This window comes from Catenovulum agarivorans YM01 (assembly GCF_000281085.1).
GTDB classification, from domain to species: domain Bacteria; phylum Pseudomonadota; class Gammaproteobacteria; order Enterobacterales; family Alteromonadaceae; genus Catenovulum; species Catenovulum agarivorans.
On sequence record NZ_AJWM01000108.1, the window covers coordinates 1 to 6,153 of the forward strand.

Consider the following 6,153-nt stretch of genomic DNA (forward strand, 5'->3'; position numbering starts at 1 on the left):
GATTTTTCTTGATTAATTGCGGTTCAAATGTACCCGCTCTGTCTCTTGGGGTCTCTAGCTCAAACTCACCATGAGTTGATTTAATCGTCTTTTTAGTGGTTCCGTTCTTACGATTCGGTTCAGATTCGCTTTCTATGTGCTGTTCAATTTCAGCTTTTAGAGCAGCTTCGGTGAGCTGTTTAATAAGTGGTGTCAATACACCATCTGCACCTGTCAGTTTTTTACCTGATTGAAGTTGTTCTAAAGCTTTGTTGAAATCGAATTCTTGAGACATGTGTCACTCCTGTTTGAATTAACATTGTAATAAAGTGACACAGATTTCTAAACACTACCACTTTGTAATACTTGCACTAATTCACTTTGGTTTATCTTTACTTGGTTATTTTTCTCCGAGGTTTATCGAGCAAGTTAAGCAGACTTTTCGTATGGTCTACCCAATAATAAATGGAGTCGGGACCAGCCTTTTGTGCTTATATAGGGTTTTAACGGGCGTCATAGTTGCTTGTTGTTTTATTGGATTAACGTATTTCCCTGTTATTGGTGAAGTAAAGTATTCAGTAATATTTTTACTGTATGCCTTCCCATTTATTTGGATGTGCGCATTTTTAAATCACGCTTTTGAGTATGCGGTTTCTAAGCAGAAATAGGCTTATAACGAACGCCTCAACAAAGGACGTAAAAAGCTTGGCTTGCGTCACTTCGTTCCTAATTTTAGCCAAGCATTTTACGCCTGTTAGGCGGGCGTTAGCTAGAAGTTTCGTTAGTTAAAAATAGTTAAACCGGTGGTGTTTGTTTTCGTGGTGCTGGCATTTATTTGCCTGTTCCGTTAACTTGTTAGTCGCCACGCTCCAGTAGTTTTTAGGTTGGTTTTTCCAACTCGTTTTACCGTTGAGCGGCATTTGTGTTGTTTGCCTGTCGCTTAAAGTTAATTTATAAAAATGGACTTTTGTATTGCCACGCTTGTATGTTTCTCAAGTTCATTTTTCTAAGTTTACTTACGGTAATTGCATTGTGCTAATCTTCAGCTTTTGTTGAGCTTCTAGCCAACAATGCAATTATGAAGGGACGCAAAAAGCTTGGCTGCGTCACTTCGTTCCTAATTATAGCCAAGCTTTTTTGCGCCCCATATTGCGGCGTTAGAAATAGCAAAATCTTAAAAGTAAACGGCTTCAAATGAGGCATTTGTGTGCCTTGCTATTTTACAACCGCTGGTTGGCGTGCAAAGTTAATTTGTATTTTAGTTGGGTTTTGTAGGTTAGGGCGGTGTTGTTAACTCGCTATATTTGAACAAATTTATTGTTTGCTTAAATGTTGGTAACCGCATGTTATCAAGTTAAGTTTAAGCAATTGTTTTTAATTATTGGTAAAGGGCATTTTTATGCAGCCCTTGCGTCGTTAGGCATTTCTAACAATGCAGTCAAAGGGATGCAAAAAGCTTGGCCAAATTTTTGCGGAGCAAAAATGTTAGCCAACTTTGTTCCACCCTTTACCGCGGCGTTATAAGCCTAATCATAGCTAGGGGTATAAATTGAAAAAATGGACTTTATTATTCATCGTAATCATATTGATTTTGGGCTCTTTAAAATATCTAGGTTTTTTTGCTGAGAGCTATCAAGATGTCTTAGGAAAACCAATTCAACGCATTGAATTGTTTGATTTAAGCGGTAAAAGTCACACCTTTGACGAACTAAAAAATCGAGAAACAGTGATTTACTTTTTCGCTTCATGGTGCGCTCCTTGCTACCCGACGTTGTCCTTACTGGAAAACTTTGCACATGAAAATGATGTCAAGCCTAGGCTATTAGCTATTGCACTTGATGAAGATTTAGATGGTATAAAAGCCATGGTTGCAAAAACAGGCTTTACTGGAACTTTGTGGGTTGCTAAGGATGGTACTACTTCAATTCAGCAAAGATACTTTGGTAACGAAAATAGAGTTGTGCCATTTGTTTTAAAGCTAGATTCTGATACAAATATAATTGAGCGGTCGTTGAAACTTGATCAGTTTCAGCAATGGCAAGCTGCACTCGTAGAAGGAAAAACCTTGAAAGAGGCAAGCGGCTTATAACAATCGCATTAAGGGTGGACGCAAAAAGCTTGGCTGCGCTCGTACCTCGCACATTATAGCCAAGCTTTTATGCGCCACTTATGCGGGCGTTATACGTACTTCGAATTCGTTTTTATTTTAAGGAATTAGTATGTCTATGAGTCTATTTGTTGTACTAGCTCTAGAAATCGAGCCAAATACAAATGATCTTAATGCAGCAGCAAAGGAACTTGCCTATGTTGTTGAGTACACACCAAACGTTAACCTTAAAAAGCATTCGGGCTTCTTACCAGCAAAATTGGAGTCCCAAGATGCGGGTATGGAAACTTACTCTTTTGCAGTTTCTGAGCTGCCAGCTCCTTTTAAATCTCTATTACCTAAACAGTATTCCCAAGGGGTCGTTTATCAATTCAAGTTTGGGGGTAACCCTATTGAAGCCCAAACGGCATTTACAACCGCAATAATTTTGAGTTCAAAATACAACGGTATTACCATTGAAGATCAATCGGGTGCAATACTTAGCCCTGAACAATTGGCTGAAGCGTTACCTTTTCTCTTGGGTATGTAGTCTGTACGTATAACAAAGCAATTAAGGGCGGACTAAAAAAGCTTGGCTTAGTTCGTACCTCACTAATTTTAGCCAAGCTTTTTCAGCCGCTTATTGCGGCGTTATATTTGCTACTAACATTGGAGATTAATTTGAATCAAACGGAATTGGATAACGCGCTAATACAGGCGGCAGATTGCGATTTCGATTATGCGCAAGAGTTAATTTCGGTAGGTGCAAATCCTAATGGGATGCCTTTAATTATGGCAATTCAATGTGGTGCAATTGATATTGTATCCTTATTCATTACTTCGGGCGCCGAACTCAATGTACATTATAATGAAACAACGCCTTTAATTAGGGCTGTTACTTCTGGTTACCCTGAAATTGTTCAGTTATTAATTGAAAATGGTGCAAATCCTGAGTTTACGGATGCAAATGGAAAATCAGCTAATCACTGGTTGTCGGTGTGTTCAATACCTAGACTAACAGTTAAAAATAAGCTGTTGATTTCTGAGTACATCAAAAGTAAAAAGCAAATATAACAATCGCATTAAGGGTGGACGCAAAAAGCTTGGCTGCGCTCATTCTTCGCTTAGTATAGCCAAGCTTTTATGCGCCACTTATGCGGGCGTTATATACCTAAAGGACTAGCTCGTGACGTTGGATCGGCTCAAAGTATATTCACTGTTGTTCTATGCATTTATTTGTTTTTCATTGGTTTTAATGCTTTATTCAGCAGATACTGTTGTATTGAAACCATCTGGAGGTAACTTAGCAGGCCTTGTCATTAGTTTATGTGCATTTTTAGTTATAATGCTCGAAGCGATGATCGGTAAAGTTGCAGGTTTAATCGTATTTGGAAGTCTTGGCGCTCTATTTGTGTATTTATTCTTTAAAAAATTTAGCACACTGAGTAACGGTATATAACAATCGCATTAAGGGTGGACGCAAAAAGCTTGGCTGCGCTCGTACCTCGCTTATTATAGCCAAGCTTTTATGCGCCACCTATGCGGGCGTTAGAAATAGCAAAATCTTACAAGTAAACGGCTTCAAATGAGGCATTTGTGTGCTTTGCTATTTTACAACCGCTGGTTGGCGTGCAAAGTTAATTTGCATTTTAGTTTGGTTTTGTAGGTTAGGGCGGTGTTGTTAACTCGCTATATTTGAACAAATTTATCGTTTGCTTAAATGTTGGTAACCGCAGCTTTTTACGGTAAGTTTAAGCAATTGTTTTTAATTAATGGTAAAGGGCATTTTTATGCAGCTCTTGCGTTGTTGGGCATTTCTAACAATGCAGTCAAAGGGATGCAAAAAGCTTGGCCAAATTTTTGCAGAGCAAAAATGTTAGCCAACTTTGTTCCACCCTTTACTACGGCGTTAGAAGTAGCAAAATCTTAAAAGTAAACGGCTTCAAATGAGGCATTTGTGTGCTTTGCTATTTTACAACCGCGGGTTGGCGTGCAAAGTTAATTGGCATTTCAGTTTGGCTTTGTAGGCTAGGGTAGTGTTGTTAACTCGCTCTGTTTGTACAAATTTATTGTTTGCTTAAATGTTGGTAACCGCAGCTTTTTGCGTTAAGTTTAAGCATTCGTTATTAATTGTCGGTAAAGGGCGTTTTTATGCAGCTCTTGCGTTGTTGGGCATTTCTAACAATGCAGTCAAAGGGATGCAAAAAGCTTGGCCAAATTTTTGCTGAGCAAAAATATTAGCCAACTTTATTCCACCCTTTACTACGGCGTTAGCTAAGTGCTTAACGTAGTTAAAAATTAAAATTTGGTGTTGTGGGTTTTTGAGTTGCTGGCTGTTTTTTGCTAAAAAGTAACACCAACTCGCCACGCTCCAGTTGTCGGAAAATTGGTTTTTCAGCCTTGTTTACCGTTGAGCGGCAGTTGAGTTGTTTGCTTCTGGTCGCTTTTGGTTAGTTTATAAAAATGGACTTTTGTATCGCCACGCTTGTGCGTGTCCTCAAGTTCATTTTTCTAAGTTTACTTACGGCACTCGGTATTGTTCGGGTCTGCTTCTTTTCGCTGCTAAATTGCAGTATAAAAAGAGCAGGTAAGTTGCTAATTTGGTTTTGCGTTGTTTGCGAGTTAAGCTTTAAAGGCTCAGCATTAGCTAACAATGCAATTAAGGGTGGACGCAAAAAGCTTGGCTGCGCTCGTACCTCGCACATTATAGCCAAGCTTTTATGCGCCACTTATTGCGGCGTTAGGTTACTAGATGAACTCCGAGAATTATTCGCGAATCAAGTTTAAATATAAATTTTTATTTATACTTATGGGTTGGGCCGCAATAGCTGTTTCGGCAACCCCAACATGGATCATTGTCCATTATTTAGCTGAACTTAATGGTGTTGATATGGATGCACCAGGAATACCAGGCGCTGGTTTAGATACCTTTGATTACTATGTTCTGTCGGTAATGCTAGCAAATTTTTTGTTATCCTGTGCATTAGTTACTTATCTAGTTGCAAAGTTTAATGGCTGGTCGAGAAAGCAGACAATCGATTATTTATTCAAATACGAAAACTTGCCATCTCATTGGCTCAAGAAGTAAACCGTAACCTAACAAACGCATTAAGGGTGGACGCAAAAAGCTTGGCTTGCGCTCGTTCCTTGCTAATTATAGCCAAGCTTTTATGCGCCACTTATGCGGGCGTTATGTGGCTAATTTGACACGGCGTATTATTTGAGTACGATCAAGAAAAATTATTACTGGTTAGTGTTTTATGCCAATTATTAGTCGTTTCTATGGAATTATTATCGCTATGTATTTTAACGATCATAATCCACCCCATTTTCATGCTAAATATTCTGGCTATGAAGCCTTGTTTAGTTTTGATGGTGAAATTATAGAAGGCGAGTTGCCGAAAAGAGCGGTTAAATTTGTTCAAGAATGGATTTCATATCACAAACCTGAACTTGAAGATAATTGGCAAAAAGCGCAAGCTGGTGAACCACTTAATTACATAGCACCTTTGGAGTAACTTTATGCTTCATGTCAAATCTGCAAAACATACATCAGGAATGAAACTTTGGGTGTCATTTGATGATGGCACTTCTGGTGAAGTTGATTTAACAAATAGACTTAAAGGTTCTATGTTTGAACCGCTAACCAATCCACAATTTTTTTCGCAACTAGCAGTTGATCCTGAGTTAGAAACTGTTGTTTGGCCTAATGGCGCTGACTTAGCCCCAGAGTTTTTGAAAAGCCACATAACAAAGCAATAATGAAAGGGACGCAAAAAGCTTGGCTGCGTCACTTCGTTCCTAGTTTAGCCAAGCTTTTTCGCGCCCCATATTGCGGCGTTATAGGGCATTCACAAGTTTTGAGTAAAGTTTCCGCTTCATTGACGTCATTTATTTTTGAGTATGCTGTCGCCTTATCGGGCCATAGGGCTGAAGCTTTTATGTATTTCTTCGATGACGATTCTTTGGAGCCTTTAAACTATTTGCTTAGGACTGTAGTTCCTGCAGAATTTACTTTTGATGGAATAAAAAAAGTGATCTGAACCATTAAAAGTGGACACTTCATTAAGCTACGTTTAATAGTTCAT

10 protein-coding genes are annotated in these 6,153 nt (G+C 38.8%); 9 read left to right on the forward strand and 1 reads right to left on the reverse strand.

Annotated features, from left to right (window positions below; translation table 11 throughout):
• Positions 1-274: transposase (locus tag WSC_RS21615; protein ID WP_016954312.1), on the reverse strand; the 274-nt coding region annotated here is incomplete at its 3' end.
• 1,254 nt (positions 275-1,528) lie between these two features.
• Here WSC_RS21615 and WSC_RS23840 point away from each other — a divergent pair.
• From WSC_RS23840 to WSC_RS0102460, 9 genes are all read left to right on the forward strand, one after another.
• The gene (locus WSC_RS23840; protein WP_016954315.1) at positions 1,529-2,068 is read left to right on the forward strand and encodes a TlpA family protein disulfide reductase; all 540 of its coding nucleotides are present in this window, start codon (positions 1,529-1,531) and stop codon (positions 2,066-2,068) included.
• 130 nt (positions 2,069-2,198) lie between these two features.
• Complete coding sequence (locus tag WSC_RS0102415; RefSeq protein WP_016954316.1) at positions 2,199-2,615, forward strand: hypothetical protein; 417 nt, start codon at positions 2,199-2,201, stop codon at positions 2,613-2,615.
• A 131-nt stretch (positions 2,616-2,746) separates the two neighbouring features.
• Positions 2,747-3,139, forward strand: coding sequence for an ankyrin repeat domain-containing protein (locus WSC_RS0102420; RefSeq protein WP_016954317.1), 393 nt, complete (start codon positions 2,747-2,749; stop codon positions 3,137-3,139).
• A 181-nt stretch (positions 3,140-3,320) separates the two neighbouring features.
• Positions 3,321-3,524, forward strand: coding sequence for a hypothetical protein (locus WSC_RS21625; RefSeq protein ID WP_016954318.1), 204 nt, complete (start codon positions 3,321-3,323; stop codon positions 3,522-3,524).
• A 300-nt stretch (positions 3,525-3,824) separates the two neighbouring features.
• Positions 3,825-3,995 (forward strand): hypothetical protein, encoded by a 171-nt coding sequence (locus tag WSC_RS25000; protein WP_169315452.1) that lies wholly within the window; start codon positions 3,825-3,827, stop codon positions 3,993-3,995.
• Between the two features lie 822 nt (positions 3,996-4,817).
• Complete coding sequence (locus WSC_RS0102445) at positions 4,818-5,153, forward strand: hypothetical protein (RefSeq protein WP_016954322.1); 336 nt, start codon at positions 4,818-4,820, stop codon at positions 5,151-5,153.
• Between the two features lie 172 nt (positions 5,154-5,325).
• Positions 5,326-5,583, forward strand: a complete 258-nt coding sequence (locus WSC_RS0102450; RefSeq protein ID WP_016954323.1) for a DUF4160 domain-containing protein — start codon at positions 5,326-5,328, stop codon at positions 5,581-5,583.
• A gap of 4 nt (positions 5,584-5,587) precedes the next feature.
• Positions 5,588-5,827 carry a DUF2442 domain-containing protein gene (locus WSC_RS0102455; RefSeq protein ID WP_016954324.1) on the forward strand — a complete coding sequence of 80 codons (240 nt, stop codon included), beginning with the start codon at positions 5,588-5,590 and terminating at the stop codon, positions 5,825-5,827.
• Positions 5,827-6,108 carry a hypothetical protein gene (locus tag WSC_RS0102460; RefSeq protein WP_016954325.1) on the forward strand — a complete coding sequence of 94 codons (282 nt, stop codon included), beginning with the start codon at positions 5,827-5,829 and terminating at the stop codon, positions 6,106-6,108. The genes WSC_RS0102455 and WSC_RS0102460 overlap by 1 nt, the downstream gene beginning before the upstream one ends.
• The last annotated feature ends 45 nt before the right edge of the window (positions 6,109-6,153 follow it).

What these genes read in the sequence shown, in the direction of transcription:
- WSC_RS0102450 (WP_016954323.1), top strand. Translation starts at nt 5,326, where the DNA reads ATGCCAATTATTAGTCGTTTCTATGGAATTATTATCGCTATGTATTTT.
- WSC_RS0102415 (WP_016954316.1), top strand. Translation starts at nt 2,199, where the DNA reads ATGTCTATGAGTCTATTTGTTGTACTAGCTCTAGAAATCGAGCCAAAT.
- WSC_RS0102460 (WP_016954325.1), top strand. Translation starts at nt 5,827, where the DNA reads ATGAAAGGGACGCAAAAAGCTTGGCTGCGTCACTTCGTTCCTAGTTTA.
- WSC_RS0102445 (WP_016954322.1), top strand. Translation starts at nt 4,818, where the DNA reads ATGAACTCCGAGAATTATTCGCGAATCAAGTTTAAATATAAATTTTTA.
- WSC_RS21625 (WP_016954318.1), top strand. Translation starts at nt 3,321, where the DNA reads ATGCTTTATTCAGCAGATACTGTTGTATTGAAACCATCTGGAGGTAAC.
- WSC_RS0102455 (WP_016954324.1), top strand. Translation starts at nt 5,588, where the DNA reads ATGCTTCATGTCAAATCTGCAAAACATACATCAGGAATGAAACTTTGG.